This window comes from Mycobacterium sp. DHQP2018-32-09 (genome assembly GCF_058148405.1).
Genome location: NZ_JBYVYK010000039.1, coordinates 1 through 25322 on the forward strand (window position 1 = coordinate 1; position 25322 = coordinate 25322).

Genomic DNA, 25322 nt, shown 5'->3' on the forward strand with positions numbered 1-25322 from the left:
GGCGGGCGGCGGCGGCAGCTCGGGCGCGGGCGGCGGCGGGGGCACGGGCGCGGCCAGCGGATCGAAGGCCGGCGGCACCTGGCCGTTGAGATCGGGGTTGTCGAGCGCCTGGGGAGCTTCCTCGGCGGGCACGTTGCGCGGCGTCGCGGACGACAGGCCCCGGCCGCACACCGGCCAGGCACCCTTGCCCTGCGTGGCGAGGACGCGCTCGGCGACGGCGATCTGCTCGTCCTTGGTGGCGAGGTGTGCAGCGGGGGCGTACTCACCGCCGCCGTGGCCCGACCAGGTACCCGGCGAGAACTGCAGGCCGCCCTGATAGCCGTTGCCGGTATTGATGGCCCAGTTGCCACCGGATTCGCACGAGGCGACCCGGTCCCATTCGCCATCGGTCGCGGCGCCGGCGTGGCCTGCCAGTGCGAGGCTGCCACCGCCGATGACAGCGCCCGTGAAGGCGACCTTGGCCACGGTTACTGCTGACGTCGACGTAGTCGCCTTGCGGTGCCGTCCACTCATGCGTGCAGAAAATCCTCTCGTCTGCGCCTGCGAGGTCAGCTGTCGGGTTCGGGCGGGAGAGGTTGCCCGGCCGGCACGGATGCCGGCTTCACCCCAAGGAACCGGTGTTCTCGGCTCCTGGTCCTTCGTGCGGTGGACCGGTGGGTCCCCCACTTCCATCCTGTTGGTCGTTCGTCGCCATCCCCGACGGATGGAACTCGGCGCTGCCGGGAATGACCGGTCACTCGATAGGGGCCGAGCGACTCGAGATCCGACCGTAACGGGTGGCGGCGATCCCGTCACCTTTGGCTGATCTCGGCGTTTTCACAGCCAGCAAATATTGAGAGGACTTTAAAGGTCCAGGAATTTGCGCCGTTTTCGCAGGAGTGGTCCCGCCGTTCAACCCCCTGGGGCCAGTTCGTGACCGTTTCGTTATGTGATGCAAATCACGATTACCCGCCGGCGAAAGGCGGTAAGACATCGACCGTCTGCAGCGTTCTCAGGCCGCTCGACCGGTCCCGCACCGCCACGCCGTCCTGCAGGTAGGAACACCGCGCCAGCACGCGCGCCAACTCCGCGTCCCGCGTCTCCAGGAGTGCCACCAGGTCGGCGATCGTGGCGCCGGGCGGCAGTTCCACCATCTCGTCGTCGACGCCCGCCGCGGCGCGCGCGGCGGCGAAGTAGCGGACGGTGACGCGCACGCCCTCAGCCACCGATGGCGCTCATCGGTCGCGATGGCTGGACGAAGCCGGGCTCGTTGATGCCGTGCCCCGCCGCCTTGCCCCACATGGCCGCCCGCCACGCCGCCTCGACCGCGTCGTCGCCGGCGCCGCCCCGGAGCAGGCCCCGCAGGTCCGTCTCCGTCTGCGCGAACAGGCAGTTCCGTACCTGGCCGTCGGCGGTCAGGCGCGTACGGTCGCACGCCGCGCAGAACGCGTCGGACACCGAGGCGATGATGCCGACCGTGGCCGTGCCGCCGTCGACGCGCCACAGGGCGGCCGGCGCCGAGCCGCGGGGCTCGGGGTCGGGCTCCAGGTCGAAGTCGCGGCGTAGTGCGGCGAGGATCGCGTCCGCCGTCAGGCTGCGGTCACGTTGCCACTGATGGTCGGCGTCGAGTGGCATCTGCTCGATGATGCGCAGCTGATAGCCGTTGGCGAGGCAGAACCTCAGCAGCGCGGGTGCGTCGTCGAGTCCGGTGGTGGGGTCCAGCACGGCGTTGACCTTGATCGGTCCGAGCCCGGCGGCGGCGGCGGCCGCCAGCCCGTCGACGACGTCGGTGAGCCGGTCGCGACGCGTGATGCGCGCGAACCGCTCCGGGTCGACGGTGTCCAGTGAGACGTTCACGCGGTCGAGGCCCGCGGCACGCAGCCGCTGCGCTCGGCGGGCGAGCCCGATGCCGTTGGTGGTCAACGCGATCCGTGGCCGCGGGTGTAGCGCAGCCGCGGCGGCCACCGCAGCCTCGAGCGTGCGCGCCACCAACGGTTCGCCCCCGGTGAACCGCACGTTGGTGACGCCGAGGCGGGTGACGGCGATCCGCAGCAGCCGCGCCAGCTCGTCGGCCGTCAGCAGCTCGTCGCCGGGCATCCACTCGAGCCCCTCGGCAGGCATGCAGTAGGTGCACCGCAGGTTGCACCGATCGGTGAGCGAGACGCGCAGATCCTTGGCGACGCGACCGAACGTGTCGACCAGCGGCCCGCTGGCCGGCGCCGCCGATCCGGCTCCCGGAGACGTCGCGGGACGGGGCATCGGTACGCCGAGGTCGACGACGCTCAACGTGGGATCCCGTAGCGGTTCTGGGCCGCGTCACCGGTGCCGATGGGCACGATCTCCTTGCCCAGCGGCAGCAGCGACACCGGGATGAGCTTGAGGTTGGCGATGGCGAGCGGGATGCCGAAGATGGTGATCGCCATGGCGATGGCGGACAGTACGTGGCCGATCGCGAGCCAGATGCCCGCCACCAGCAGCCAGATGACGTTGCCGACGAGGGCCCCGGGCCGCGCGCCCGGCTTGTCCACGACGGTGTTGCCGAACGGCCACAGCGCGTAGACGCCGATGCGGAACGCGGCGAACCCGAACGGGATCGTGATGATCAGGACGAAGCACACGATGCCGGCCAGGAAGTAGCCCAGCGCCAGCCACAGGCCGCCGAAGACCAACCAAATGACGTTCAGTATCAGGCGCATCTTCCCTCCAGCGGTGTCTCCAGGCTACCGACCGAAGGGGTCGCTGGTGGCGCGGCCACCCGAGTACCATTGGCTCGTTCGCGTCCTGCCCAGGCGGGACGCTTTAATCATGTGTCCATTACTTCAGCGAGCAGACGAGCGGGTGAACGACAGTGCCGACCGGCAGGGTTAAGTGGTACAGCGCCGAGAAGGGTTACGGCTTCCTGTCGCAGGAGGACGGCGAAGACGTCTACGTCGGCTCGTCCGCGCTCCCCAGCGGCGTCGAGGACTTGAAGGCGGGCCAGAAGGTCGAGTTCGGCATCGCCGCCGGTCGCCGCGGCCCGCAGGCGCTGCAGGTCCGGCTGATCGATCCGCCGCCGAGCCTGGCCAAGGCCCGCCGTGAGGCCGAGCGCCCCGAGCACAAGCACACCCCCGACGAGCTGCACGGCATGGTCGAGGACATGATCACGCTGCTGGAGGGCGCCGTTCAACCCGAGCTGCGCAAGGGCCGCTACCCCGACCGCAAGACCGCCCGCCGGGTGTCCGAGGTGGTCAAGGCGGTCGCGCGCGAACTCGACGCGTAGCGCGTCGATCGGGTCGCGACGGGGAACACTGACGGCGTGGCTTACGTGAACCCCAAGGGCGACTTCGACCGCGACACCACCTACATCACCACCCGCATCACGGCCGACGGCCGCGACGGCTTCCCCGTCGAGCCCGGCCGCTACCGGTTGGTGGTGGCCAGGGCCTGCCCGTGGGCCAATCGCGCGATCATCGTGCGTCGCCTGCTGGGACTGGAGGACGTGCTCTCGATCGGCTTCTGTGGGCCGACCCACGACGAGCGCAGTTGGACCTTCGACCTGGATCCCGGCGGGGTGGACCCGGTGTTGCAGATCCCGCGCCTGCGCGACGCGTACCTGCGTCGGGATCCGGAGTACCCGAAGGGCATCACGGTGCCCGCGATCGTCGACGTGCCGTCGGGTGCCGTGGTCACCAACGACTTCCCGCAGATGACCCTCGATCTGTCGACGGAGTGGTCCGCCTACCACCGGGAGGGCGCACCGCAGCTCTACCCCGAGCCGCTGCGGGACGAGATCGACGAGGTGGCCCAGCGCGTCTACACCGAGGTCAACAACGGCGTCTATCGCTGCGGGTTCGCCGGCTCACAGGAGGCCTACGACAAGGCTTACGACCGACTGTTCGCCGCGCTGGACTGGCTCACCGATCGACTGGGCGGGCAGCGTTACCTGGTGGGTGACACGATCACCGAGGCCGACGTGCGCCTGTTCACGACGCTGGCCCGCTTCGACGCCGTCTATCACGGTCACTTCAAGTGCAACCGGACCAAGCTGTCGGAGATGCCGGTGCTCTGGGCCTACGCGCGGGACCTGTTCCAGACCCCGGGCTTCGGCGACACCGTCGACTTCGTGCAGATCAAGCGGCACTACTACGTGGTGCACACCGACATCAACCCGACGCAGGTGGTGCCCAAGGGGCCAGACCTGTCCAACTGGCTGAGCGCGCACGGTCGAGAAGCCTTGGGCGGCAGACCGTTCGGCGACGGCACGCCGCCGGGCCCGCCGCGTGATGCGGAACGGGTGCCGGCAGGTCACGGCGCGGGATAGCGCAGACCTCGGCTAGGACCACACCGTGCTGATCGACCACTCGGCGTGCGGGAACGGGAACTCGTTGCCCTGCTCGTCGCGGACCAGCGTCGGGAGCATGACCACGAAACCGGTGAGCTTGCCGCGCTTGGCGTCGACCGGCGGAATGGTGACGGCCAGGCGGGTATTGGGTGCGAACTCCTCGACGGACGCCGGGCCCTGATCCTCGTAGGTGCGCAGCAGCAGCCACGGGGCGCGGGCGATCGCGGGTGGCACCGACAGCTGGATCTGGTCACGTGCCGTCAGCCGTAGTTCGCCACCGGCGGCCGACACCTCGCAGGCGTTCAGGTCGTAGACGTCGCAGTAGCGGTACGGGCCGACGCGTACCAGCTGGCCGCGGGTGTACGCGCTGATCTCGGGGCGGTCCGGGCCGGTGTGCCCGGCGCTGAGCCGCCACACCATCACACCGGTCAGTGCCACGGCCACCACGGTGACGGCGGCCAGCATTGCCACGACCTTCTTCACGAGCCTCTTTCTACTTCCGTGTCATCGCCGCGGGGTCGGCAAAACCGCCCTCCTGGCGCGCCAGTACCGGACGGTTGCCACCGAAGCCGGGTATCAACGAGTCGCCGCGATGGCTCACCACCGTCTGCGCGAGGGCGGGGATGAGCACGGCGCTGATGGCGGTGAAGCCCACCCACAGTTCGGTGTACACCAGCACGCCGATGGCGCCGCCGGCCACCCACCCCAACTGCAGCAGCGACTCCGACCGGCCGAACGCCGACGCGCGTGACTCCTCGGGCAGATCGTCTTGCAGCGACGCGTCCAGCGATGCCTTGGCCACCGCGCTGGCCGCCGACGTGATGAGCGTGGCCACCGCCGCGACGTACAGGTTGCCGGTGACCGCCGTCACCACCGCGGCCGCGGTGACCGCGATCGTGGCGCGCACGACGAGGCGGGCCGGGTGCCCGAGCTTGAGCCGGGCCGCGGTGAAGTTGCCGAAGAAGTTCCCGATGCCTGCGGCCGCACCGATCAGACCGAGGATGCGCAGCTGTTCCCATCCGCTGGCGTCGTGCGACTTCGCGACGAACGCGGGGTAGAGGAAGAGGAATCCCACCATCATCTTGATGGTGACGTTGCCCCACAGCGACGTGATGATGTTGCGGCCCAGCGGCTGGCGCACCGACCTCGGGGGTTTGGCCGGCTGGTCGGCCGGCCGGGTCGGTCCGTGATAGCTCAGCGTGGTGGGGACCTCGCCCTCGGTGACCTCGACCCACTTGGGGATGCGCATGGCGGCCACGGCGCCGCAGGCCGTGACGGCGACCATGACGTACAGGGCGCCGGGCAGGTGCACCATCATGAACAGGTATTCGGCTCCCGCGGCGACGGCCCCGCCGGCCATGGTCCCGCCGAGCAGCCCGAACATGGTGAGCCGGGAGTTGACCCGCACCAGGTCGATGGTGGGTGGCAGCACGCGGGGTGTCATGGCGCTGCGGAGCACGCTGAACGACTTGGACAGCACCATGGCCCCCAGCGCGCAGGGATAGAGCACCCACGACGGGAAGCTGCCGTTGCCGTCGTAGTTGGCGATCAAGACCACCGCGAGCGCGGTGCGCAGACCGAACGACAGCGCCAGCGCGACGCGCCTGCCGGTCTGGATCCGGTCCAGTGCCGGGCCGATGAGCGGTGCGATGACCGCGAACGGGGCGATGGTGATGAGCAGGTAGAGCGCGACCTTACCCTTGCTCTCGCCGGAGGCCGCCGCGAAGAACAGCGTGTTCGCCAGGGCCACGGCCATCGCGGAGTCCGCCGCGAAGTTGGCCATCACGGGGTAGGTGAGTGCGGTCAGCCCGGACTTGTCGGCCCCGTCGGCGGTGGCGGCGCGGTGGAACAGCCCGTACATCCGCGACCCCATCTCGCGGCTGCGCTGTGCGGCCGCGCGGGTGACGGTGACGCGCTCGCCGGTGCGGGCACCGTCGTCCCCGCGGGGTGTCGATGCGTAGTGGCGGGACGAGGCCGCGTCGTCGTCGAGCGGCGGCAGCCAGCGGTTGGCGCTGGGAGTGGCCGAGGCGCGGCGGGGCCGCCTGCGCAACCCCTCGTCGCTGGGGTAGTTGGCCATGCCGGGGTGCTCGTCGCCGGCGGGCGGGCGGGGCGGGTGGTAGCGCTCGTCGCGCGGGTCCCCACCGGGGCCGGGGTCGCGACGTGGTCGGCTCACGGACTCGATTGTTCCCCATCGGTCCGACGGGGGCCGGTAGGGCGGTCGGTGTGGCCCTGCCCTCCTCGGATCAGGCAGAATCGACGACGATGGACAGCATGACGGAACCTGCCGATGACCAGGCCGCCGCGGCGTCGCCGGAACCCAGCGCGCCGGACGCCGCGAGCGCCCCGGACGAGCCGGTGACCGCGCCCGAGCAGGACGAGGTGGTCGAGACTGCCGATCCCGTCGGGATTCGCGAGGGATCCGAGACCGTCGAGGTGCCCGGGACCCCCGAGGTGTCCGAGACCGCCGAGGTGTCCGAGACCGTCGAGGTGCCCGAGACCCCGGAGGTGCCCGAGACCGCCGAGGTGTCCGAGACTCCCGAGGTGTCCGAGACCGTCGAGGTGCCCGAGACCCCGGACACGCCCGAGGCCCCCGAGGTGCGTGAGCCGGATGCAGCGGAGCTGGCTCAGCTGGCGGCCGTGCTCGCCGACGCCGTCGACCTGGCCCGTGCCGCGATCGTCGAGGGCGGCGACGAGCGGGACGTGCAGGTGGGTGAGTACCTGGGCGCCACCTTCGACGATCCGACGGCAGCCACCCACCGCTTCCTGGCCGTCATGCCCGGTTACCAGGGCTGGCAGTGGGCCGTCGTGGTGGCCGCCTATCCGGGTGCGTCGCACGCCACCGTGAGCGAGGTCGTGCTGGTGCCGGGCCCGACGGCCTTGTTGGCCCCGGCGTGGGTGCCATGGCAGGAGCGCGTGCAGCCGGGCGACCTGAGCCCGGGCGACCTGCTGGCTCCCGCCGTCGACGATCCGCGGCTGGTGCCGGGCTTCATGTCCTCCGGCGACGACGAACTCGACGAGCTGGCGGCCGAGGTCGGTCTGGGCCGCAAGCAGGTGCTCAGTCAGACCGGCCGCATGGAGGCCGCGCAGCGCTGGTACGACGGCGACTTCGGGCCCGCGTCGGCCATGGCCCGCTCGACCCGGCGGGTGTGTCGCGACTGCGGCTTCTACGTCCCGTTGACGGGCAGCCTCGGCACGGTGTTCGGCGTCTGCACCAACGAGATGTCGGCCGACGCGCACGTCGTGGCCATGGACTACGGCTGCGGCGCCCACTCCGAGACGCCCCAGCCGGCCCGCATCGGCTCGCCGATGTTCGACCCGTTCGACGACGGCGTCCTGGACCTCACCGAATCCTGACACGGCATCCTGACACCGAATCCCGACGCGGCATCCCGACGCCGGCGCGCCGACGCCGGCGCGCCGACGCCGCGACGCCGCCGTGTCAGGCCTCGGCGGCCATCTTGATGCGCGACAGCGAGTCGTTCATGCCGGCCAGCAGTTCCTGCTCGAAGCTCGGCACACCGCCCATCAGGGTGTTGACCAGGAGGTTCGACACCGGCTTGACGCCGTTCTCGGCGTGCCTGGACTCCACCACTCGCGTGCCGTTCTCGGTGGGATGCAGCTCGTAGCTCCACACGGTGTTGTTCTCCGAGACCCGGAACGCGACCTTGCGTTCGGGCACGTACTCGGTGACCCGGCTGGTGGTGGGCCAGAACAGCGGGCCGCGGCGGTTCAGGTTCACCGTGCGCGCGCCCTGGCGGACGGGCCCCAGCACCTTCATCTTGCGGCACTGCGGGCTCCAGCGCGGCATCTGGCTCAGGTCACCGACCAGCGCCCAGACCTTGGCCGGCGGCGCGGCGATGTCGATCTCGGCTTGCAACAACGGAGCGGCCACTGTTCCTCCATGGATGGTTCTGTCGGGTGTCTCGGCGTCGCGGGTGGTCAGTCCAACCCGACCTGTGCGCCGCGCGCACCGCGCCTCGCCGAGGCACGTTGCCACAGAAAGATCGACGTGCCAAGCACTCCCACCGCCAGACCGGCGATGGTCGTCGGTCGCCAGCCGTGCAGGGCGGGCACGGCGAACGCCGCCACCAGGGCCACCAGCCAGCCCGCGGCGATCGTGATGATCACGGGCCACTGGGCCACCAGCGCACGGGGCAGCGGCGGCGGTTGCGGCTCACCGGCGGTGGTGGCGTCGGACGGGGGAGTGGTCATCGCGACCCAACCTAGCCGATCCGCCGGGCGTCGCTTCCCGGGCTGTGAAACCGCTGTCGGTAGTCTGGTTCGTCGTGAAGGAAGGTGACGCCAGGTTGGCCAGCGATCTGTCCCTGGCCACCCTGCGGCTCGCCCGCCAGCTCCGGTTCCGACGGCCCGATTCGCCGGTGTCGCTGTCGCAGCTCTCGGCGCTGGCCACGCTCACCAAGGAGGGCCCCATGACGCCCGGTGCCCTCGCGGTGCGAGAACGGGTGCGGCCGCCGTCGATGACCCGCGTCATCGCCACCCTCGTCGACGCCGGCCTGGTGGATCGGATGGCGCACCCCGACGACGGGCGCCAAGTGCTGGTGTCGGCGTCGCGCGCGGGCCTCGACCTCGTCGACGCCGAGCGCCAGGCCAGCAAGGAGTGGCTGCAGCAACGGCTGGCCGAGCTGTCGCCCGGACAGCGCGCCGTCCTCGCGGAGGCGGCCACGCTGATGGTCGCCATCGTCGACGAAGGCGCGTGAGCGCCCCGCACGTCGTGGACGTCGACGATCCGGCCGATCCCCGGCTGGACGACTTCCGCGACCTCAACAGCATCGACCGCCGACCGGATCTGCCCAGCGGCAAGGGTCTGGTGATCGCCGAGGGCGTGTTGGTGGTGCAGCGCATGCTGGCGTCGCGGTTCACGCCGCGCGCCTTCTTGGGCACCGACCGCCGGCTCGCCGAGCTGGCCCCCGACCTGACCGCGACGGATGCGCCCTACTACCGGGCCAGTGCCGAGGTGATGGCGGAGGTCGTCGGGTTCCACCTCAACCGTGGCGTGCTGGGGGCGGCGCCGCGACCGCGCGAGCTGACGGTGGCCGAGGTGCTCTCGGGGGCGCGCACGGTGGCCGTGCTCGAGGGCGTCAACGATCACGAGAACCTGGGGTCGATCTTCCGCAACGTCGCGGGCCTCGCCGTCGACGCGGTGCTGTTCGGCACCGGGTGCGCCGATCCGCTGTACCGACGTGCGGTGCGGGTGTCGATGGGACATGCACTGCTGGTGCCCTACGCCTGGGCGCCGTCGTGGCCCGATGAGTTGGACACGATGCGCGACAACGGGTTCCGGCTGCTGGCCATGACGCCGTCTGCCACGGCCACGTTGGCCGAGGCCATGGTGGAGTTGGCCGACGATCGCGTCGGCGTGCTGGTGGGTGCGGAGGGTCCGGGCCTGAGCGAGCGGGCGATGCGCGCCAGCGACGTGCGGGTGCGCATCCCCATGTCGCGCGGCACCGACTCGCTCAACGTCGCGACGGCCGCGGCCCTGGCCTTCTACGAGCGGGCTAGGGTGAACGCGTGAACCACGACGCGACGCCCTGGGGTACCGGTCTCACGGTGGCCGCGTTCGTCGCGGCGCTGACCGCGGCGGCGATCGTCGTGCTCAGCCTCGGGCTGATCCGGGTGCATCCGCTGTTGGCGGTCGGCCTCAACGTGGTGGCAGTGGGCGGGTTGGCTCCCACGGTGTGGGGGTGGCGTACGCGGCCGGTGTGGCGGTGGTTCGTCCTCGGCGGCGGTGTCGGCGTGGCCGCGGGATGGCTTGCGCTGCTGGCGATCACGCTGGGCAGCTGACGCCAGCTCTGACGGTTCGCTCAGGGCTGGGTGCCGGAGCGCACGCCCAGCAGCACGTCCTCCCACGCGGGCACCTCGGGCTTGCGGCGGCGCGCCTTGGTGGTCTTCGCGGGCTGCGGCTCGGGCTCGTGGGTCTCCAGCGGCAGCGTCGGCTCGTCGGAGAGGTCCTCGGCGGGCGCCTGGACGGTCGCCGGAGCGGGTGTCTGCACGGGCGCGGCCGGCGCTGCCGGTGCCACCGGCCGCACCGAGCGCAGGGCCGGACGCTCGAATTCGGGGTCGACGAGTTCGCGGGCCGCGTCGTCGAACGGGGTCACGGTGCCGCCGTGCGACCCGGGGCTGAACCGGAAGTGCGCGACGTTCTCGGAGCGGCCGGCCTTCCACGCCAGCTGCACGGTCCAGCGTCCGTCCTCGTTGCGCCAGGCGTCCCAGGCGGTGGCGTCGGGGTCGAGGCCCCGGCCGACGAGCGTGGTGGTGACGGTCTCCAGCAGCGTCATGACCGTGGGGCCGTCGGCCAGCACCGGGTGTGCGGCGGTGGCCAACTCGGCCGCGCGGGAGCGTTCCAGCAGGACCGGGTGGGCGAACCGCTCCACCCGGGCGAGGTCGACGCCGGCCGCCTCGGCGACCTGCTCCACGGAGGCGCCGGCGCGGATGCGGGCTTGGATGTCCTTGGGACGCAACACGGTTGGCACCTCGGCCTTGGGCTTGCTGGAACCGACCCGATCGCCGCGGAGGGCGGCGTGCAGGCGGTCGTCGGGACAGAGGACGAACTTCTCGCCCGTCTGGGATTCGCAGATGATGCTCTGCCCGTCGACGTCGAGTCCCACGACCGACAGTTCGGGGAGTGCTCGCATCTTCGACCTCCTAGGGGCTAAGGCGTCACCTTACGGCGTTACCCGGGCGTGATCTCGCAGACACACCGAGGGGCGTGGATTGTTGATCGAGTGACGCACGAGGTCTAGAGTCGCTCGACGACCCAGTCGACGCACGCGGTCAGCGCGCTCACGTCCGCGGGGTCCACGGCGGGGAACATCGCGATGCGCAGCTGGTTGCGGCCCAGCTTGCGGTAGGGCTCGGTGTCGACGATCCCGTTGGCGCGCAACACCTTGGCCACGGCGGCGGCATCCACGGCGTCGTCGAAGTCGATGGTGCCCACGACCTGGGAGCGCAGCGCCGGGTCGGCCACGAACGGGGTGGCGAAGGCGGCCTTCTCGGCCCAGGAGTACAGCCGCTGCGACGAGTCCGCCGTGCGCTCGACGGCCCAGTTCAGCCCGCCGTTGCCGTTGAGCCAGTCGAGCTGCTCGGCCATGAGCACCAGCGTGCCGATGGCCGGGGTGTTGTAGGTCTGGTTCTTGACGCTGTTCTCGATCGCGATGGGCAGCGACAGGAACTCGGGTACCCAGCGGCCGCCTGCCGCGATCTTCTCGACGCGCGCCAGTGCCGCGGGGCTGAGGATGGCCAGCCAGAGGCCGCCGTCGGAGGCGAAGTTCTTCTGGGGTGCGAAGTAGTAGGCGTCGGCGTCGGTGATGTCGACGGGCAGCCCGCCTGCGGCCGACGTGGCGTCGATGACCACCAGCGCGTCACCGTCGGGCCGGGTCACCGGCACCGCGACACCCGTCGAGGTCTCGTTGTGCGCCCAGGCCACCACGTCGACCGAGGGATCCGACTGGGGTGCGGGCGCGCTGCCGGGGTCGGCCTTCACCACGATCGGGTCGCCGACGAAGGGGTTGGCGGCGACGGCCTTGGCGAACTTCGCGCTGAACTCGCCGTAGGTGAGGTGCAGAGACCGCTCGTCGACCAGACCGAAGGCCGCGGCGTCCCAGAACGCCGTCGATCCACCGTTGCCGAGCACCACCTCGTAGTCGTCGGGCACCGAGAACAGCTGGCGCACCCCGTCGCGCACACGGCCCACCAGGTTCTTCACCGGGGCCTGGCGGTGCGACGTGCCGAACAGGTCACCCGCGGCGGCGAGCGCGGCGAGCTGCTCGGGGCGCACCTTCGACGGGCCGCAGCCGAAGCGGCCGTCGGCGGGCTTGAGGTCGGCGGGAATCACGAGCGTTTCGGCCATGTGGCCAGCCTAGTTCTCGGGCGTCGGCGCTTGGGAATCCGGTCGCGTGGGTACTCCGGCAGCGCCGCGTAAGTGACCCGTGTCACATGTGACGTGGATTACCCGGCTGGCGCACATCTGCGCGAAGTCCCTGGTGAAAACCCGGGACCGTGGGTACTGTTGTTGGACAGAGCGCACCTGAATGTAAAACCCGCATCCTCGGCATTGGAGGCAACGCATGGCTGTCGACACCGCGCCCAAGAAGGCCCGTACCCGCCTCATCCGGCGCTGGCGCAAGAACATGGACGTGTTCGACGACACCGAATACGTGCAGACCTTGCGCACCCTGTCCGAGGGGTCGGTGCGGCGCAACTTCAACCCGTTCACCGACATCGACTGGGACTCGCCCGAGTTCGCCGTGTTCCCGAACGACGAGCGCTGGATCCTGCCCGCCACCGATCCCATCGGCCAGCACCCCTGGTACCGGTCGCAGTCCAAGGAACGCCAGATCGAGATCGGCATGTGGCGGCAGGCCAACGTGGCCAAGGTCGGGCTGCACTTCGAGTCGATCCTCATCCGCGGCCTGATGAACTACGCCTTCTGGGTGCCCAACGGCTCGCCCGAATACCGGTACTGCCTCCACGAGTCGGTCGAGGAGTGCAACCACACCCTGATGTTCCAGGAGATGGTGAACCGCATCGGCGCCGACGTCCCCGGTATGCCGCGCGTGCTGAAGTGGCTGTCGCAGTTCATCCCGCTGGCCGCCGGACCGCTGCCGATCGTGTTCTTCTTCGGCGTGCTCGCCGGCGAGGAGCCCATCGACCACACGCAGAAGAACGTGCTGCGCGAGGGCAAGGCATTGCATCCGATCATGGAGCGGGTCATGGCGATCCACGTCGCCGAGGAGGCCCGCCACATCTCGTTCGCCCACGAGTACCTGCACAAGCGCGTACCCCACATGCGACCGATGCAGCGCTTCTGGCTGTCGCTGCACGTGCCGATCATCATGCGCGTGCTGTGTCAGGCGATCGTGGTGCCGCCGAAGGCGTTCTGGGACGAGTTCGACATCCCGCGGTCGGTGAAGAAGGAGATCTTCTTCGGCACGCCCGAGGCGCGTCGGTTCCTGCGCGACATGTTCGGCGACGTGCGCATGCTGTGCCACGACACCGGGCTGATGAACCCGGTGGCGAAGCTGATCTGGCGCATCTGCAAGATCAACGGCGCGCCCAGCCGCTACCGCAGCGAGCCGCAGCGCGAACACGTCGTCTCGGCCGCCTAGGGGTTCGGCATGCCCCACGTGATCACCCAGTCGTGCTGCAGCGACGGGTCCTGCGTCTACGCGTGCCCGGTGAACTGCATCCACCCGTCGCCCGACGAACCCGGTTTCGCGACGGCGGAGATGCTGCACATCGACCCGCAGGCGTGCGTCGACTGCGGCGCGTGCGTCAGCGCGTGCCCGGTCGGCGCCATCGCGCCCGACACCAGGCTGGAGCCCGAGCAGCTGCCGTTCGTGGAGTTGAACGCCGCGTTCTACCCGAAACGCGAGGGCAAGCTGCCGCCGACGTCGAAGCTGGCGCCGGTGCTCGAGGCGCCGCACGTGAACCGGCGCGCGGGCGGGCCGCTACGGGTGGCCATCGTGGGCTCCGGGCCCGCGGCGATGTACGCGGCCGACGAGCTGCTGACCCAGCCGGGTGTCGAGGTCAACGTCTTCGAGAAGCTGCCGACGCCCTACGGCCTGGTACGCGCCGGCGTCGCGCCGGACCACCAGACCACCAAGCGCGTCACCGGGTTGTTCGACGAGATCACGGCCAAGCGCGGCTTCGGGTTCTACCTAAACGTCGAGGTCGGCACCCACGTCAGCCACGCCGAACTCCTCGAGCACCACCACGCGGTGCTCTATGCCGTCGGCGCCCCCAACGACCGCCGACTCGACATCGACGGCATGGGACTGCCCGGTACCGGGACCGCCACCGAGATGGTGGCGTGGATCAACGGCCACCCCGACTTCGCGGGCCTGGACGTCGATCTCGGCCACGAGCGCGCCGTGGTCGTTGGCAACGGAAACGTGGCACTCGACGTCGCCCGCGTCCTCACCACCGATCCCGACGCGCTCGCGCGCACGGACATCTCCGAGCACGCGCTGGACACGCTGCGCAACTCGAAGGTGCGCGAGGTGGTGATCGTCGCGCGGCGTGGGCCCGCCGACTCCGCGTTCACCCTGCCCGAACTCATCGGGCTGGTCGCCACGCACGACGTGGTGCTCGACGCCGCCGATCACGAACTGGTGCAACGCGACCTGGCCTCGGCGACCGATCCGCTGGTCCGCAACAAGCTGGAGATCCTCGCCAAGCTGGGGACCGCGGAAGCGCCGACCTCACGGCCCCGGATCCGGTTCGCCTACCAACTGACGCCGCGCCGCGTGCTCGGGGACGAGCGCGCCGCGGGCGTCGAGTTCACGGTGACGGGCACGCAGGAGACCCGCCGCCTCGACGCCGGGCTGGTGCTCACGTCGATCGGCTACCGCGGCAAGCCGATTCGCGATCTGCCGTTCGACGACGCCGCGGGCGTGGTACCCAACGAGGCAGGCCGCGTCGTCGGCGCCCCGGCCACCTACGTGGCCGGCTGGATCAAGCGCGGCCCCACCGGCTTCATCGGCACCAACAAGTCGTGCGCGGCGCAGACCGTGCACGAACTGGTCGCCGACTACAACGCGGGCAGGCTGGCCACCCCGGCGGCGCGGCCGGCGGCGCTGGGTCGGCTGATCCGTTCCCGGCAGCCGCAACTGGTCGACGTGGCCGGGTGGCGGGCCATCGACGCCGCGGAGATCGCCCGCGGCGGCGACGACCGGCCCCGCGACAAGTTCGTCGCGGTCTCCGACATGCTGGCGGCCGCGGCCACCGCGCCCAAGCCGTCCCTGCGGGACCGGGTGTTGGCGGGTATCGGCTTCTGAGGCGGTGATCGGGCCGGTCGCCCGGATCAGCCCTGGGCCATGTCCTTCTCCATGGCGTCTTCGAGGTCGGCCATGTCCACCTGGCGGACGTGCTGGGCCATCGACCACTGGTGGCCGAACGGGTCGCGGACCACGCCGTAGCGGTCGCCCCAGAATTGCTCCGCCACGGGCATGACGACGGTCGCCCCGGCGTCGATCGCCCGCTGGAACCTGGCGTCGACGTCGTCGGTGAACTGCAGGTGGACCGTCACCGGGGTGCCGCCGAGCGCGGTCGGTGTCGTCGAGGCGCCGTCGCACATCTCGGGGAAGTCGTCGTTGAGCATGATCATGGCGCCGTTGACGTCGATCGCGGCGTGGACGAGTTTGCCGCCGGGCCCGGCCAGGCGCATGTACTCCGTGGCGCCGAAGGCCTGGACGTAGAAGTCGATGGCGGCGGCCGCACCGTCGACCACGAGGTGTGGTGCCACGAAGGCGCCGCTGGGCGGGGTGGGCTGGGTGGCATCTGCGGTCATGTCTGGCTCCTGTCGAGAAGGGGTCGTTCCCCAGCTCTGACTCGGTTGGCCGGCGAAAGTCATCGCGCGCCGCGGCCGGCGGGCACGCCCTCACACCACGGAGAAGCGCGGCGCCAGCGGCTCCCGGCCGGTGAGCGCCAGCAGAACGGCTGCACCACTGCCGGTGGCGACGGCGATCTCGACGGCCAGCGCGTTGGCCGCGAGCAGCACGTCGCCGGGAAGCTCGTGGGACAGTCTGGTGGCCCGGGCGACGTCGAGGCCGTGTACCGCCAGCTCGAACGTGCGGGTGGGTAGGTAGTTGCCCAGCCTGATGCCGATGCCGCCGATCACCTGGATCAAAGGGTCCCCGGCGGCGGCGACGTCGGCGAGGGCCGTGTCCACCAGCGTGCCGAAGGTCGTCACGGGGTCGTCGCCGAGGTCGCGGCCTGCCTGGCGGCCGCGCTCGACGATCGCGGCGGGGCCCGCGGCTGCGGCGAACGACGCCACCTGGGCGTAGTAGTCCGCGGCGCTGCGCGCATCCTCGTCGGCGGCGGGCGACCTCAGGTAGGTGCTCACCGTGACCAGGGAGCGTGACGCGTGGCCGACGAGTGCGCGCAGGTCCCACGCGCCGAGCCCGGGCCCCTCCCACGCGGTGTCGGGGACGCGGCCCAGCAGTTCGCCGAACCAGCGGGCCGCAGCGGCGAAGACCGCTGTCCGCGAGGCGAACTCGGATCCCGCCGTCGAGGTCACGACCGTGTGAGCGTATCGAACCCGGCGACCGACTCGACGCTGCGCGGACCCTCGCCGACGTAGATCGCGGCGGGCCGGACCAGCTTGCCCAGGCGCTTCTGCTCCAGGACGTGCGCGCACCAACCGGCGGTGCGGCCGCACGTGAACATGGCGGGCATCATCGAGGCGGGCACGCCGGCGAAGTCCAGGATGACGGCGGCCCAGAACTCGACGTTGGTTTCGATGGGACGGTCGGGACGGCGCTCGCGCAGTTCGGCCAACGCGGCCTGTTCGAGCGCGGCGGCCACCTCGTAGCGGGGCGCCCCGAGCCGTTGCGCCGTGGCCCGCAGCACGCGGGCCCGGGGATCCTCGGCACGGTAGACCCGGTGCCCGAACCCCATCAGCTTGTCCTTGCGATCCAGGACCGCCCGGACCACCGCCCGCGCATCGCCGGTGCGCTCGGCCTCTTCGATCATCGGGAGCACGCGGGCGGGAGCGCCCCCGTGCAGCGGTCCGCTCATCGCGCCCACGGCGCCGGACAGGGCGGCCGCGACGTCGGCGCCCGTCGAGGCGATGACCCGCGCGGTGAAGGTCGACGCGTTCATGCCGTGCTCGGCGGCCGTCACCCAGTAGGCGTCGATGGCCTCGACGTGCTTGGGGTCGGGATCGCCCTTCCACCGCGTCATGAAACGTGCCGTGACGGTGGGGCATTCGTCGATGTTGCGTTGCGGGACGGCGGGATGGTGGATGCCGCGCGCGGACTGTGCGACGTAGGACAGCGCCATCACCGAGGCGCGGGCGAGCTGCTCGCGCGCCGTGGCGTCGTCGATGTCCAGCAGCGGCCGGTAGCCCCAGATGGGGGCGAGCATCGCCAGGCCCGCCTGCACGTCGACGCGGACGTCGCCGCTGTGGATGGGCAGGGGGAAGGGCTCGGCGGGGGTCAGGCCGTTGCCGAACTCGCCGTCCACCAGCAGTGCCCACACGTCGCCGAACGTGACGTGCCGGTCGACCAGATCGGTGATGTCCACGCCGCGGTAGCGCAGCGCACCGCCGTCCTTATCGGGTTCGGCGATCTCGGTGGTGAAGGCGACGGTGCCTTCCAGCCCGGCCACGAAGTCGGCGGGCACAGCTGCCATGCCAGTCATGACGTCAGTGTGACACCCGGCTGCGCGACGTCGGCTACCGGCGGGTAAGTGTGGGGCGAATCACGGGCGTAGCCTGCTCGACATGCCCGAATCTCGGCCCGGTTCCCCCGACGACGACCTCCGCGAACACCTCGTCGGCATGCGGGTGGAGTACGGCTCGCGGGAGAAGGACGGCAGCGCCGACCTGGACGTCGACTGGCTGGGGCCGACCGGGGCAGCGGGGTGGATCACGTTGTTGCGCAAGTGGTTGGTGGAGGCGGAGGCCGCCGGTGTGGCCGAACCCAACGCCATGGTGGTGGGCACCGTCGACGCCGGGGGAAGGCCCATGACGCGCACGGTGTTGTGCAAGTCCGTGGATCCCGAAGGCGTCACGTTCTACACGAACTACGACTCGGCCAAGGGCGCGGACCTGGCCGCGCACCCGTATGCGTCGGTCACGTTTCCCTGGTATGCGATGGGCCGGCAGGTGCACGTCCGCGGCCCGGTGACGAAGGTGTCGCCCGAGGCGACCGCACGCTACTGGGCGCACCGTCCGCGCGGCTCGCAGCTGGGGGCGTGGGCGTCGGCGCAGTCGAGCCCGATCGCCTCGCGCGAGGCGCTGATGGGCAAACTCGCCGAGGTCACCGAGAGGTTCGCCGACGTGGACACCGTCCCGGTGCCACCGCACTGGGGCGGGTACCTGGTCGCGCCCGCAGAGGTCGAGTTCTGGCAGGGCCGAGAGAACCGCGTGCACAACCGGATTCGCGTCGTGCTCGACGGCGGCCGCGTCGAGCGGCTGCAGCCGTGACCGCCCGACACGGCGGCGTTGGCTAGCCTCCTCGCCGACACCACGCCGCTTCGCACCAAGGACTTCGCGCGGCTGTGGTGGGCAGGCATCCCCACCGTCATCGGGGCGGGTCTGACGTTGTTCGCGGTCCCGGTGCAGCTCTACGCCATCACCCAGAACTCGGCGTACGTCGGGTTGGCCGGGGTGTTCGCGCTGGTGCCCCTGGTGGTGTTCGGGCTGTGGGGTGGCGCGCTCGCCGACGCCATGGACCGGCGCCGGCTGTTGCTGTTCGCCTCGGTGGGGCTCGCGGTGGCGTCGGTGCTGCTGTGGGTGCAGGCGGCCCTGCACCTGAACAACGTGTGGCTGGTGTTGGCGCTGCTGTCGTTCCAGCAGGCGTTCTTCGCCGTGAACTCGCCGACCCGGGCGGCGGCGATCCCGAGGCTGCTGCCCGCCGATCAGCTGCCGGCGGCCAATGCCCTCAACATGACGGTGACGCAGTTCGGCTCCATCGTCGGCCCACTGCTGGCGGGCATCATGCTGCGGTGGGTCGACCTGTCGACGCTGTACCTCGTCGACGCCGTGACGTGCGTGCTTCCCATCTGGGCGACGTTTCGGCTGCGTCCCATTCCTCCGACGTCCACGGAGGTCGGCTCGTCGCGCTGGGGTGTCGGGGCGGTGCTCGACGGCTTCCGGTACCTGGCCGGAAACACCGTCGTGCTGATGTCGTTCGTCGTCGACCTCATCGCGATGGTCTTCGGCATGCCGCGGGCACTGTTCCCGCAGTTGGCCCACGAGAGCTTCGGCGGCCCCATCGAGGGCGGGACGACGATGGCGCTGCTGGCCGCGGCGATCTCGGCGGGCGCGGTCGTGGGCGGGGTGTTCTCGGGCTGGCTGCCGCGGATTCGCAGGCAGGGTCTCGCAGTGGTGGTCGCCATCGTGGTGTGGGGGTTGGCGATGGTGGGTTTCGGGGTGGCGTGCGGCCTGGCGGCGGGCCGGGCGGGTGCCCTGCTGTGGGCGGCGCTGGCGTTCCTGGTCGTCGGCGGCGCCGCGGACATGGTGTCGTCGGCGTTCCGCAACACGATCCTGCAGCAGGCCGCGTCCGACGAATTGCGGGGCCGACTGCAGGGGGTGTTCATCGTCGTGGTGGCCGGCGGGCCTCGGGTGGCGGACGCCGTGCACGGCGCGGCGGCGGCCGCGGTGGGTACCACCGTGGCGGCCGCCGGCGGTGGCGCGCTCGTGGTGGCGGGTGTGCTCGTCGCCGCGCTCGCGGTGCCTGCTTTCGTCCGCTATCGCGTAACTGGGCCCACGTCTTAGCGAATTCGCCACCGCGACGGTTAATATGGCGCCCGTGGCCATTCACCCCGAGCGCTCCGTCCCGGGGTTGCGCGAGCGAAAGAAGCAACGCACGCGCACCACGCTGATCGACGCCGCGTTGGACCTGTGCCTGCGCCAGGGCTACGAGAGCACCACGGTGGAACAGATCGCGAACGCCGCCGACGTGTCGCCGCGTACCTTCAGCCGTTACTTCACCACCAAGGACGCGGTGTTCCTCACCCTCGTTGAGGACTACTCCGACGAGGTTGCGGTGGCGCTGGATGCCGTGCCCGCCGAGGTGGGTCCGCTCGAGGCGTTGAGGCAGGCGCACGTGGCCGTGCTCTCGAGTGTCTCGAACCGGGAGGCCGCGCGCGTCTCGGCCGACCGCATCAGCCTCATGCTGCGCGTGATCAACGCCTCCGACGCACTCAAGCAGTCCGCGTTCGACTACCGGCACGACAGGACCGAGGTGGCGCTGGCCAAGCGCATGGGGGTGCGCGTCGACGATCGTCGCCGGCGGTTGGTGAGTTCGGTGTTCGCGTCGGTGGTCGCCACCGCGTGCGGCGACCTGATCGCCGACACCGCCGCGTTCCGGCTCGGTCCGGAGATCATGATGGAACGTATCAATGACGCATTCGCGCTGCTCGCGGACGTCGCCTCGGACGTGTCCGCACCCGCGGACCTGCTTCATGGCTGAGCCGGTCGAGGGCGGTCTGCGTTCGGCCGGCGGCCGGTCGTCGCGTGTCCTGCTCGACGCCGGTGCCCCGGCAGAACTCGGTGGTGCGGAATCCGTCGGTGCTGAATCCGCGCGTTCCGGACGACGACGGCTCGTCGGCGACCCCACACGCGCGCGCTCAACCGATACCGACTACCTTTCATTGGTGACGGACAGCCGAAAGCCGGTCGTAGCTCGCAGAAGGGGTTGAAGTGCCCGAAAAGTCCAGTTCAGACGAGGTCGCCACGCTCCACTACCCCGGGGGCGAGATCGACCTGGACATCGTCAAGGCGACCGAGGGGTCCGACGGGATCGCGTTGGGTTCGCTGCTCTCGAAGACCGGTTACACGACGTTCGACGGCGGTTTCATGAACACCGCGCCGACGAAGTCCGCGATCACCTACATCGACGGTGACGCCGGCATCTTGCGCTACCGCGGCTATCCCATCGAGCAGCTGGCCGAGAAGTCGACGTTCATCGAGGTCAGCTACCTGCTGATCTACGGCGAGCTGCCGACCGCCGAGCAGCTCGAGAAGTTCACGACGCAGATCCAGCGGCACACGTTGCTGCACGAGGATCTCAAGCGCTTCTTCGACGGCTTCCCACGGAATGCGCACCCCATGCCGGTGCTCTCGAGTGCGGTCAACGCGCTCAGTGCCTACTACCAGGATTCGCTGGATCCGGCGGACCAGGATCAGGTGGAGCTGTCGACCATCCGCCTGCTGGCGAAGATGCCGACCATCGCGGCGTATGCCTACAAGAAGTCGGTGGGGCAGCCGTTCCTGTACCCGGACAACTCGCTGACGCTGGTCGAGAACTTCCTGCGGATGACCTTCGGCTTCCCGGCGGAGCCCTACGAGGTGGATCCCGAGATCGTCCGCGCCCTGGACATGCTGCTGATCCTGCACGCCGACCACGAGCAGAACTGCTCGACGTCGACGGTGCGGCTGGTCGGCAGCTCGCAGGCCAACCTGTTCACCTCGATCTCCGGTGGCATCAACGCGCTGTGGGGCCCGCTGCACGGCGGCGCCAACCAGGCGGTGCTGGAGATGCTGGAGAAGATCCGCAGCGGCGACGACGACGTGGCGACCTTCGTCAAGAAGGTGAAGAACCGCGAGGACGGCGTGAAGCTCATGGGCTTCGGGCACCGCGTGTACAAGAACTACGACCCGCGGGCGCGCATCGTCAAGGAGCAGGCGGACAAGATCCTGGGCAAGCTCGGCGGCGACGACGAGCTGCTGGACATCGCGAAGGAACTCGAGGAGATCGCGCTCACCGACGACTTCTTCATCGAGCGCAAGCTGTACCCGAACGTCGACTACTACACCGGCGTCATCTACCGTGCCATGGGCTTCCCGACGCGCATGTTCACGGTGCTGTTCGCCATGGGCCGGCTTCCCGGGTGGATCGCGCACTGGCGGGAGATGAACGGCGAGCCCAGCAAGATCGGCCGGCCGCGCCAGATCTACACCGGCTACACCGAACGGGACTACGGCGCCCTCGAAGGACGCTGAGGGCGGCTGAGACCCCCCGCGAGCAGACGCGTAACGTGCCCCGTCTCCCCAGGAGGCGGGGCACGTTCGTGTCTGCGCCGTGTCGGGTGGGCCACGAGGACTTGCCCTGACGACGGTTGTGGTTTCACAATGGTTGTGTGATCACAACCGTGCGCTGGCGTCCCGGCTCCATCGACGCGCTGACGCCGCGCCGCAAGGTCGTGGTCTTGGTGTCCTGTTGCCTGAGCCTGCTGATCGTGTCGATGGACGCCACCATCGTCAACGTCGCGATCCCGTCCATCCGCACGGACCTGAACGCCTCGTCGGCGCAACTGCAGTGGGTCATCGACGTCTACACACTGGTGTTGGCGTCGCTGCTCATGCTGTCGGGGGCCACGGGTGACCGGTTCGGCAGGCGGCGCGTGTTCCAGATCGGGCTGACGGTGTTCGCGGTCGGCTCGCTGCTGTGCAGCCTGGCGCCCAACGTGGAGGCCCTCATCGGCGCCCGGTTCGTGCAGGGCGTCGGCGGCTCGATGCTCAATCCCGTTGCCCTGTCCATCATCACGCAGGTGTTCACCGGCCGCGTGGAACGTGCGAGGGCCATCGGCGTCTGGGGCGGCGTGGTGGGCATCGCCATGGCGCTGGGGCCGACCGTCGGCGGCCTGCTCATCGAGCTGATCGGCTGGCGCGCGGTGTTCTGGATCAACCTGCCGATCTGCGTGCTCGCCGTCGTGCTCACCGCCGCGTTCGTCCCGGAGACCAAGTCGGCGACCATGCGCAACGTCGACCCCATCGGTCAGGCACTGGCGGTGGTCTTCCTGTTCGGCGTGGTGTTCTCGCTCATCGAGGGGCCCGGCCTCGGCTGGACGCACCCGGTGCTGCTGGTGGCCTCCGGAGCGGCGCTGGTGGCGCTGGTGGCGTTCCTGCGTTTCGAGTCACGCCGCCACGATCCCTTCATCGATCTGCGGTTCTTCCGCAGCATCCCGTTCGCCTCGGCCACGGTCACGGCCATCAGCGCGTTCGCCGCCTGGGGCGCCTTCCTGTTCATGATGTCGATCTACCTGCAGTCCGAGCGGGGCTACAGCGCCATGCACACGGGGTTGATCTACCTGCCCATCGCGATCGGCGCGCTGGTGTTCTCCCCGCTGTCAGGTCGCCTGGTGGGTCGCTACGGGGCGCGGCCGTCGCTGCTGACGGCAGGGATCCTGATCACCGCGGCGTCGGTGATGCTGACGTACCTCACCGCCACCACGCCGGTGTGGCAGCTGGTGATCGTGTTCGCGGTGTTCGGCGTCGGCTTCTCGATGGTCAACGCGCCGGTGACCAACGCGGCGGTCAGCGGGATGCCACTGGATCGGGCGGGCGCGGCGTCGGCGGTGACGTCGACCAGCAGGCAGGTGGGCGTGAGCATCGGTGTGGCACTGTGCGGTTCGCTCGCCGGCGGGGCCCTGACGCACGGGGGCGTGGACTTCGCGAGCGCCGCGCGGCCACTGTGGTCCGTCACCGTCGCCTTGGGCGTGGTCATCGTGGTGTTGGCCATGGTGTCCACGTCGGCCAGGGCGCATCGGTCGGCGGAGCGGCTGGCCCCCCTGATCTCGGGCGCTCCTGCACGGAGCGTGGGGGAGGGCGTCGGTGTCCGGTGACCCGGTGGCAGACCAGGCCTGGCACGCCATGTCCGCGGTCGTGTTCGACAACCGCGACGCGTGGCGGCGTGACGTCGTCGACCACACCGGCCTACCGTTCAGCCGCTTCCGCATCCTGCGGCGGGTGGCACGAAAGCCGATGTCCTGCAAGGCGATCGCCGAGGCCGTCACCATGGACGCGCCGGCCACCACGGTGGCGGTCAACGACCTCGAAGACCGCGGGCTGGTGACGCGCACGCTCGATCCGACCAACCGTCGCTCCAAGCTCGTCACCATCACCGACGCCGGCCGGGAGGTGCTCGCGGTGGTCGCCGGCATCGACGACCCGGCGCCCGCGGCGTTCGCCGCGTTGACGCCGGACGAGATGGCGACCCTGCGCGACCTCCTCGGCAAGCTCGCCGCGCACTAGCGGCCCAGCACCGCCATCGCGGCGTTGTGTCCACCGATGCCCGAGACCGCACCGCCGCGTCGAGAACCCGAGCCGCACAGCAGGATCCGGTCGTGCTCGGTGGCCACGCCCCAGCGTCGAGCCGGGGTGTCCAGCGGGGTGTCGTCGCCCACGAACGGCCACGACAGTGCCCCGTGGAAGATGTTGCCCGCCGTCATGCCCAGGGCGTCCTGCAGGTCGGCGGTGGTCTTGGCCTCGATGCAGGGTGCTCCGGTGCCGTCGGTCAGCACGACGTCGGTGATCGGTTCGGCCAGCACCGAGTTCAACGAGGCGAGCACCGCCTCGGTCAGCGTGTGGCGGTCGGCCCCCAGGTGATGCGGGGTGTGCAGGCCGAACACCGTCAGCGTCTGCGCCCCGGCGCGGCGCAGGTCGTCGGACAGGATGGACGGGTCGGCCAGCGAGTGACAGTAGATCTCGCACGGCAGCGGCCGGGGGACGCTGCCGGCGGCCGCCGCGTCGTACGCCGAATCCAGTTGCGACAGCGTCTCGTTGACGTGGAACGTGCCGCCGAACGCCTGCTCGGCGGTGACCGTGTCGTCGCGCAACCGGGGCAGGCGAGACAGCATCAGGTTCACCTTGATCTGCGAGCCCGGCGCCGACTCCGGGGCCTGCCCGCCCAGCAGCTCCGCGAGCACCGTGGGCGTGACGCCCGCGAGCACCGCGTCACCGTGCACCGTCACCTCGTCGTCGCCCCGGCGGTAGCGCACCTCCCCGTCGGGGGTCACCGCGAACACCTCCGCACCCGTGACGATCTCGGCGCCGTTGCGCCGCGCGGCGTCGGCCAGCGCGCCGCTCACCGCGCCCATCCCGCCGATCGGCACGTCCCAGTCGCCGGTGCCGCCACCGACGAGGTGGTAGAGGAAGCACACGTTCTGCGCCAGGGACGGGTCGTCGGTACGGGCGAACGTGCCGATCAGGGCGTCGGTGGCCAGCACGCCGCGCACCAGGTCGTCGGCGACCGCGGCGGTGATGGCCTCGCCGATGGGCCGCTCGATCATCGCCTCCCACGCCGCGGCGTCGTCGACCAGCGACCTGGCCTGCGAGCGGGTGCGCAACGGCTCGACGAGCGTCGGCCACAACCGCGTCGTGACGGCGCTGCAGCGACGGTAGAAGTCGTCGAACGCCGCCGCGTCGGCGCCCGCTCCGATCGCGTCGAACGTGCTCTGCGCGCCCACCAGCAGGCCGGTACGCCCACCGTCGGCCGGGTTGGGGGTGTACGACGAGAACCGGCGCCGCGCCAGCCGTACCGAGGCCCCCAGATCGTCGAGGATGCGCTGCGGCAGCAGGCTCACCAGGTAGGAGTAGCGGGACAGCCGCGCGTCGACCCCGGGGAAGGCGTGCTCGGACACCGCGGCGCCGCCGACGTGGTCGAGGCGCTCCAGCACCCTGACCCGCTTGCCGGCGCCGGCCAGATAGGCCGCGGCGACCAGCCCGTTGTGCCCCCCGCCGACGACGACGGCGTCGAACCGGTCGTCGGTCATG

General features: G+C 70.6%; 28 protein-coding genes and 1 riboswitch. Of the genes, 14 read left to right on the plus strand and 14 right to left on the minus strand.

Translation table 11 applies throughout. The features are described from left to right. The 4 genes from AC30CM_RS18645 to AC30CM_RS18660 form a co-directional block, all read right to left on the minus strand. Nucleotides 1-513: transglycosylase family protein (locus tag AC30CM_RS18645; RefSeq protein WP_490118390.1), on the minus strand; the 513-nt coding region annotated here is incomplete at its 3' end. A gap of 9 nt (nt 514-522) precedes the next feature. Further along, nucleotides 523-693, minus strand: a riboswitch (cyclic di-AMP (ydaO/yuaA leader). A gap of 251 nt (nt 694-944) precedes the next feature. After that, nucleotides 945-1205, minus strand: coding sequence for a MoaD/ThiS family protein (locus AC30CM_RS18650; protein WP_490118391.1), 261 nt, complete (start codon nt 1203-1205; stop codon nt 945-947). Next, a complete protein-coding gene (moaA, locus tag AC30CM_RS18655; protein WP_490118392.1) occupies nt 1198-2265 on the minus strand; it encodes a GTP 3',8-cyclase MoaA in 1068 nt (355 codons plus the stop codon). The genes AC30CM_RS18650 and moaA overlap by 8 nt, the downstream gene beginning before the upstream one ends. Then, the gene (locus AC30CM_RS18660) at nt 2262-2675 is read right to left on the minus strand and encodes a YccF domain-containing protein (RefSeq protein WP_490118393.1); all 414 of its coding nucleotides are present in this window, start codon (nt 2673-2675) and stop codon (nt 2262-2264) included. Before AC30CM_RS18660 ends, moaA begins: the two co-directional genes overlap by 4 nt. A 152-nt stretch (nt 2676-2827) precedes the next feature. On the opposite strand from AC30CM_RS18660, the gene AC30CM_RS18665 reads away from it, so the two are divergent. Both AC30CM_RS18665 and AC30CM_RS18670 read left to right on the plus strand, forming a co-directional pair. Continuing rightward, the gene (locus AC30CM_RS18665; RefSeq protein WP_490118394.1) at nt 2828-3238 is read left to right on the plus strand and encodes a cold-shock protein; all 411 of its coding nucleotides are present in this window, start codon (nt 2828-2830) and stop codon (nt 3236-3238) included. Between the two features lie 36 nt (nt 3239-3274). After that, nucleotides 3275-4279, plus strand: a complete 1005-nt coding sequence (locus tag AC30CM_RS18670; protein WP_490118395.1) for a glutathione S-transferase family protein — start codon at nt 3275-3277, stop codon at nt 4277-4279. Between the two features lie 12 nt (nt 4280-4291). On the opposite strand, the gene AC30CM_RS18675 is transcribed toward AC30CM_RS18670, so the two are convergent. Together AC30CM_RS18675 and AC30CM_RS18680 are read right to left on the minus strand one after the other, a co-directional pair. Then, entirely contained in the window at nt 4292-4783 is a 492-nt protein-coding gene (locus AC30CM_RS18675; protein ID WP_490118396.1) for a DUF2771 domain-containing protein, read from the minus strand. Nucleotides 4784-4793: 10 nt separating this feature from the next. Next, complete coding sequence (locus tag AC30CM_RS18680) at nt 4794-6377, minus strand: MFS transporter (protein ID WP_490118443.1); 1584 nt, start codon at nt 6375-6377, stop codon at nt 4794-4796. A gap of 446 nt (nt 6378-6823) precedes the next feature. Between AC30CM_RS18680 and AC30CM_RS18685 the strand changes: the two genes are divergently transcribed. After that, nucleotides 6824-7654: a DUF3027 domain-containing protein gene (locus tag AC30CM_RS18685; protein WP_490118444.1), complete on the plus strand. Its 831-nt coding sequence runs from the start codon at nt 6824-6826 to the stop codon at nt 7652-7654. Between the two features lie 85 nt (nt 7655-7739). On the opposite strand, the gene AC30CM_RS18690 is transcribed toward AC30CM_RS18685, so the two are convergent. Both AC30CM_RS18690 and AC30CM_RS18695 read right to left on the minus strand, forming a co-directional pair. Continuing rightward, on the minus strand, nt 7740-8192 hold the full coding sequence (locus tag AC30CM_RS18690) for an SRPBCC family protein (RefSeq protein WP_490118397.1): 453 nt from the start codon (nt 8190-8192) through the stop codon (nt 7740-7742). A gap of 47 nt (nt 8193-8239) precedes the next feature. Further along, nucleotides 8240-8512: a DUF2530 domain-containing protein gene (locus AC30CM_RS18695; protein ID WP_490118398.1), complete on the minus strand. Its 273-nt coding sequence runs from the start codon at nt 8510-8512 to the stop codon at nt 8240-8242. Nucleotides 8513-8586: 74 nt separating this feature from the next. On the opposite strand from AC30CM_RS18695, the gene AC30CM_RS18700 reads away from it, so the two are divergent. Genes AC30CM_RS18700 through AC30CM_RS18710 form a run of 3 tightly spaced genes read left to right on the plus strand, consistent with a single transcriptional unit; the run spans nt 8587 to nt 10102 of the window. Beyond that, nucleotides 8587-9018 (plus strand): Rv0880 family HTH-type transcriptional regulator, encoded by a 432-nt coding sequence (locus tag AC30CM_RS18700; protein WP_490118399.1) that lies wholly within the window; start codon nt 8587-8589, stop codon nt 9016-9018. Next, entirely contained in the window at nt 9015-9833 is an 819-nt protein-coding gene (locus AC30CM_RS18705; protein WP_490118400.1) for a TrmH family RNA methyltransferase, read from the plus strand. Before AC30CM_RS18700 ends, AC30CM_RS18705 begins: the two co-directional genes overlap by 4 nt. Next, entirely contained in the window at nt 9830-10102 is a 273-nt protein-coding gene (locus AC30CM_RS18710) for a DUF2537 domain-containing protein (protein WP_490118401.1), read from the plus strand. The genes AC30CM_RS18705 and AC30CM_RS18710 overlap by 4 nt, the downstream gene beginning before the upstream one ends. 20 nt (nt 10103-10122) lie before the next feature. On the opposite strand, the gene sepH is transcribed toward AC30CM_RS18710, so the two are convergent. Together sepH and serC are read right to left on the minus strand one after the other, a co-directional pair. Beyond that, a complete protein-coding gene (sepH, locus tag AC30CM_RS18715; RefSeq protein ID WP_490118402.1) occupies nt 10123-10953 on the minus strand; it encodes a septation protein SepH in 831 nt (276 codons plus the stop codon). 104 nt (nt 10954-11057) lie between these two features. Beyond that, entirely contained in the window at nt 11058-12167 is a 1110-nt protein-coding gene (gene serC / locus AC30CM_RS18720; RefSeq protein WP_490118403.1) for a phosphoserine transaminase, read from the minus strand. Between the two features lie 217 nt (nt 12168-12384). Here serC and AC30CM_RS18725 point away from each other — a divergent pair, with 217 nt between their 5' ends. After that, nucleotides 12385-13425: an AurF N-oxygenase family protein gene (locus tag AC30CM_RS18725; RefSeq protein ID WP_490118404.1), complete on the plus strand. Its 1041-nt coding sequence runs from the start codon at nt 12385-12387 to the stop codon at nt 13423-13425. Nucleotides 13426-13434: 9 nt separating this feature from the next. After that, a complete protein-coding gene (locus AC30CM_RS18730) occupies nt 13435-15096 on the plus strand; it encodes an FAD-dependent oxidoreductase (protein WP_490118405.1) in 1662 nt (553 codons plus the stop codon). A 26-nt stretch (nt 15097-15122) separates the two neighbouring features. Here the strand turns inward: AC30CM_RS18730 and AC30CM_RS18735 are convergent, their stop codons facing one another. The 3 genes from AC30CM_RS18735 to AC30CM_RS18745 form a co-directional block, all read right to left on the minus strand. Then, nucleotides 15123-15608, minus strand: coding sequence for a VOC family protein (locus AC30CM_RS18735; protein ID WP_490118406.1), 486 nt, complete (start codon nt 15606-15608; stop codon nt 15123-15125). 90 nt (nt 15609-15698) lie between these two features. Next, on the minus strand, nt 15699-16337 hold the full coding sequence (locus tag AC30CM_RS18740) for a maleylpyruvate isomerase N-terminal domain-containing protein (protein WP_490118407.1): 639 nt from the start codon (nt 16335-16337) through the stop codon (nt 15699-15701). Continuing rightward, nucleotides 16334-17452, minus strand: coding sequence for a citrate synthase 2 (locus AC30CM_RS18745; protein WP_490118445.1), 1119 nt, complete (start codon nt 17450-17452; stop codon nt 16334-16336). Before AC30CM_RS18745 ends, AC30CM_RS18740 begins: the two co-directional genes overlap by 4 nt. Before the next feature lie 91 nt (nt 17453-17543). On the opposite strand from AC30CM_RS18745, the gene pdxH reads away from it, so the two are divergent. From pdxH to AC30CM_RS18775, 6 genes are all read left to right on the plus strand, one after another. Continuing rightward, entirely contained in the window at nt 17544-18248 is a 705-nt protein-coding gene (pdxH, locus tag AC30CM_RS18750) for a pyridoxamine 5'-phosphate oxidase (protein WP_490118408.1), read from the plus strand. A gap of 18 nt (nt 18249-18266) precedes the next feature. Next, on the plus strand, nt 18267-19541 hold the full coding sequence (locus AC30CM_RS18755) for an MFS transporter (RefSeq protein WP_490118409.1): 1275 nt from the start codon (nt 18267-18269) through the stop codon (nt 19539-19541). Nucleotides 19542-19575: 34 nt separating this feature from the next. Continuing rightward, nucleotides 19576-20238, plus strand: a complete 663-nt coding sequence (locus AC30CM_RS18760) for a TetR/AcrR family transcriptional regulator (protein ID WP_490118410.1) — start codon at nt 19576-19578, stop codon at nt 20236-20238. Between the two features lie 230 nt (nt 20239-20468). Continuing rightward, the gene (locus tag AC30CM_RS18765) at nt 20469-21770 is read left to right on the plus strand and encodes a citrate synthase (protein WP_490118411.1); all 1302 of its coding nucleotides are present in this window, start codon (nt 20469-20471) and stop codon (nt 21768-21770) included. A 179-nt stretch (nt 21771-21949) separates the two neighbouring features. After that, complete coding sequence (locus AC30CM_RS18770; RefSeq protein ID WP_490118446.1) at nt 21950-23392, plus strand: DHA2 family efflux MFS transporter permease subunit; 1443 nt, start codon at nt 21950-21952, stop codon at nt 23390-23392. Beyond that, nucleotides 23382-23801 (plus strand): MarR family winged helix-turn-helix transcriptional regulator, encoded by a 420-nt coding sequence (locus AC30CM_RS18775; RefSeq protein WP_490118412.1) that lies wholly within the window; start codon nt 23382-23384, stop codon nt 23799-23801. The genes AC30CM_RS18770 and AC30CM_RS18775 overlap by 11 nt, the downstream gene beginning before the upstream one ends. Here the strand turns inward: AC30CM_RS18775 and AC30CM_RS18780 are convergent. Beyond that, complete coding sequence (locus AC30CM_RS18780; RefSeq protein WP_490118413.1) at nt 23798-25321, minus strand: phytoene desaturase family protein; 1524 nt, start codon at nt 25319-25321, stop codon at nt 23798-23800. The genes AC30CM_RS18775 and AC30CM_RS18780 overlap by 4 nt on opposite strands. Nucleotide 25322: the final 1 nt, after the last annotated feature.

Bases quoted from the DNA above. Each gene is read 5' to 3' on its own strand.
- AC30CM_RS18660 (WP_490118393.1), bottom strand. From the start codon at position 2,675: ATGCGCCTGATACTGAACGTCATTTGGTTGGTCTTCGGCGGCCTGTGG.
- AC30CM_RS18680 (WP_490118443.1), bottom strand. From the start codon at position 6,377: ATGGCCAACTACCCCAGCGACGAGGGGTTGCGCAGGCGGCCCCGCCGC.
- AC30CM_RS18695 (WP_490118398.1), bottom strand. From the start codon at position 8,512: ATGACCACTCCCCCGTCCGACGCCACCACCGCCGGTGAGCCGCAACCG.
- sepH (WP_490118402.1), bottom strand. From the start codon at position 10,953: ATGCGAGCACTCCCCGAACTGTCGGTCGTGGGACTCGACGTCGACGGG.
- serC (WP_490118403.1), bottom strand. From the start codon at position 12,167: ATGGCCGAAACGCTCGTGATTCCCGCCGACCTCAAGCCCGCCGACGGC.
- AC30CM_RS18725 (WP_490118404.1), top strand. From the start codon at position 12,385: ATGGCTGTCGACACCGCGCCCAAGAAGGCCCGTACCCGCCTCATCCGG.
- AC30CM_RS18730 (WP_490118405.1), top strand. From the start codon at position 13,435: ATGCCCCACGTGATCACCCAGTCGTGCTGCAGCGACGGGTCCTGCGTC.
- AC30CM_RS18735 (WP_490118406.1), bottom strand. From the start codon at position 15,608: ATGACCGCAGATGCCACCCAGCCCACCCCGCCCAGCGGCGCCTTCGTG.
- AC30CM_RS18745 (WP_490118445.1), bottom strand. From the start codon at position 17,452: ATGGCAGCTGTGCCCGCCGACTTCGTGGCCGGGCTGGAAGGCACCGTC.
- pdxH (WP_490118408.1), top strand. From the start codon at position 17,544: ATGCCCGAATCTCGGCCCGGTTCCCCCGACGACGACCTCCGCGAACAC.
- AC30CM_RS18780 (WP_490118413.1), bottom strand. From the start codon at position 25,321: ATGACCGACGACCGGTTCGACGCCGTCGTCGTCGGCGGGGGGCACAAC.